1 protein-coding gene is annotated in these 2,689 nt (G+C 66.6%); it reads right to left on the bottom strand.

Features of this window, described 5'->3' with window-relative positions:
• Window positions 1-107: 107 nt before the first annotated feature.
• On the bottom strand, window positions 108-2,689 hold a 2,582-nt coding region (locus tag CAPSK01_RS24040; protein ID WP_273704108.1), incomplete at its 5' end, for an ATP-binding protein.

Here is a 2,689-nt window from a genome sequence, read left to right as displayed (position 1 = left end):
CCGGCAGCCGGTCCGGCCTGGCGCCGGCTGCCGATCGGCAGACCCCGCGCGGCGCGGTCTTGCCGGCGCGACCGCCAGGGGCGTGTCCGCCGTCGTGCCGGGTGGAGTCAGGGACCGACGGCGATCCAGCGACCCAGAACCTCCTGCAGGGCGGTCGCCGGAAAAGGCTTGCTGAGGTAGTCGTCCATTCCGGCCTGCAGGCACTGCGCGCGATAGCCGGCCATCGCATGCGCGGTGAGCGCGACCACGGGCGTGCGCGCCAAACCGTTTGTCTTCTCCGCTTCGCGGATTCGCTGCGTCGCTTCGAAACCATCCATTCCCGGCATCTGGCAGTCCATCAGAATCAGGTCGAAGCGTTGCCGTGCATGCTCGGCGACCGCCTTTTCGCCGTCGCCAGCCAGCACGACGTCGATTCCGTAATGAATCAGCATGGCGCGCGTCACCTCGGCGTTGACCGGCTCGTCCTCGGCTACCAGTACCCGTCGGTTGGCAAAAGACGTTGCCGGTACGCCGCTACGCGGCTCGGTGACCGCCGGCGCCGCCGGTAGTCTGACCCGGAACCAGAAGCACGAACCTTCTCCCGGCGTGCTCTGCAAGCCGATGTCGCCGCCCATCAGGCAGACCAGGTGACGGGCGATCGACAAGCCGAGCCCGGTGCCGCCGAAACGTCGCGTTGTTCCCTGATCGGCCTGCGCAAACGCGTCGAAGATCTGGGCCTGCTTTTCCGGCGCGATACCAATGCCCATGTCGCTCACCGCGAAGCGCAAGCTGCCGTCGGTCTCGCAACGCACATCGACACCGATCGTCCCGTGCGAGGAAAACTTGACGGCATTCGATACCAGGTTCAGCAAGACCTGCCGCAACCGTACCAGGTCGCCTCTGACCCAGCGCGGCACCTCTGGCGACACCGTCACGGCAATCCGTACGCCTTTGGCACGCGCCGCTTCGGCGAACAGATCGTCCATCTCGCGCACCATTTCCGGCAGGTCGAAGCCGGCCGATTCCAGCTCCAAACGCCCGGCCTCGATCTTCGAGATGTCCAGCACATCGTCCAGCACGCCCAGCAGCGTTCGCCCCGAACGCTGGATGGTTTCCGCGTAGTGCCTGGCGCGATCGTCCAGAGGCTCGCGCAAGAGCAGTTCCGCAACCCCGATCACGCCGTTCATCGGGGTCCGGATTTCGTGACTCATGTTCGCCAGAAACGCCGACTTGGCGCGGCTTGCCGCTTCGGCAGCGTCCCTGGCAGCGATCAGTTCGCGCTCGATCTGCTTGCGCTCGCTGACATCCTGCACGACACCACTCAGCTTGACGATGCGGCCGGCGGAATCGGTATGCAGGATTTGGGCGCGCACCTCGACCGTCCGTTCGACACCATCCGGCCGTACGATGCGGTGCTCCAGGGTCTGTGGCGAATGGGTTGCGAGCACCTGGGCGAGGGCGTCGAAGAGTTTTGGCCGGTCTTCGGCCTGCGTGGCAGAGACGTAGTCGGTACGGAAAAACGGCGTGAAGCTCCCCGGCTGATGCCCGTAGATGCGGTACACCTCGTCGCTCCACTCCAGGCGGTCGCTCGGCAGATCGTATTCCCAGTTGCCGACATGCGCCATGGCCTGCGCTTCGGCCAGTCTGACCTGGCTTTCCTGCAGCGCCATCAGCACCCGCTTGCGTTCGCTGTCGTCGATACCGAAGATGTAGGCGCCCTGCACCGAACCGTCCTCGGCCCAATCGGGCACCAGATACATGCGGTCGTAGCGCGTCGTCCCGTCCGGCAGCGACAAGGTCCGGTCGTATTCACTGGCTTCCCCGCGCAGCACCTGTTGTACGTAGGGCTCGACCTGATGGTAGCGTGCTTCGCCAAGCACCTCGACCACCGATGCGCCGGCGATTTGCTCGACTGTCCTGCCGTAGCGCTCGGCGAAACGCCGGTTGGCGAACGAATAGCGCGGCACGTTGCCGCTGTGGTCGGCGTAGGCGATCGACGCCGGCAAGCCATCGACGATGCGCTGCAGTCGCCGCTCGTTCTGCCGGAGGCTTTCCCTGGCCGCAGCTCGGGCCCGCACAACGATCCTCGCCGCCATGGCGACCACCCCGAGCGAAGAGAGCTGGGCAATCAGCGCCAGGGTCAGACTCTCCTCGAGCGGCACGAGGTTGGTCGGCAGCAGGTCGTTCACCGAACCCAGATAGAGGCCGACGACAACCGCGGCGTCGACGGCAAAAGCGACGAGCAGCACACGCGCCTTGCCGAACGTGCCAAGCGTGGCGAGCAAGGCGATCAGCCAGGGCATCGCCACCGACAGAACGCCGCCGGTGACGGCGGCCCAGATCGCGACGCAAGCGATTCCAGCAAGGTTGGTCAGCAAGAGCGCGCTGGTGGTATTGACCGCGCAGCGAATGGCAAGCGCAGCCAGCACGGGGGTCGCCAGCGCCGCAGCGAAAGTCGCGAGTTCGATCGGACTGGGCCGGCTCCGCACCAGGAGGAAAGGCACGAGCACCAGGGCCAAGGTGCCCGAGATCGTCAGCAGGGATCCCGCCACCGTTCGCGCGCGATCGGCGAGACGCTCGTCGGCCCGCGCGGACGACGGAACGAACCAGTCGAGGAACGACCGGAAGATCACTCCGCAGCGCCCGCCCGCGGCGCCCGGCCCAGCCGGTCGTCGCAGAAGCAGGCGGCGCTCTCCGGCCGCAGGAAAAG

This window comes from Candidatus Accumulibacter vicinus, from assembly GCF_000584955.1.
GTDB classification, from domain to species: domain Bacteria; phylum Pseudomonadota; class Gammaproteobacteria; order Burkholderiales; family Rhodocyclaceae; genus Accumulibacter; species Accumulibacter vicinus.
The sequence above is the reverse complement of the archived record's forward strand: the minus strand, read 5'-3'. Positions and strand labels throughout refer to the sequence as shown.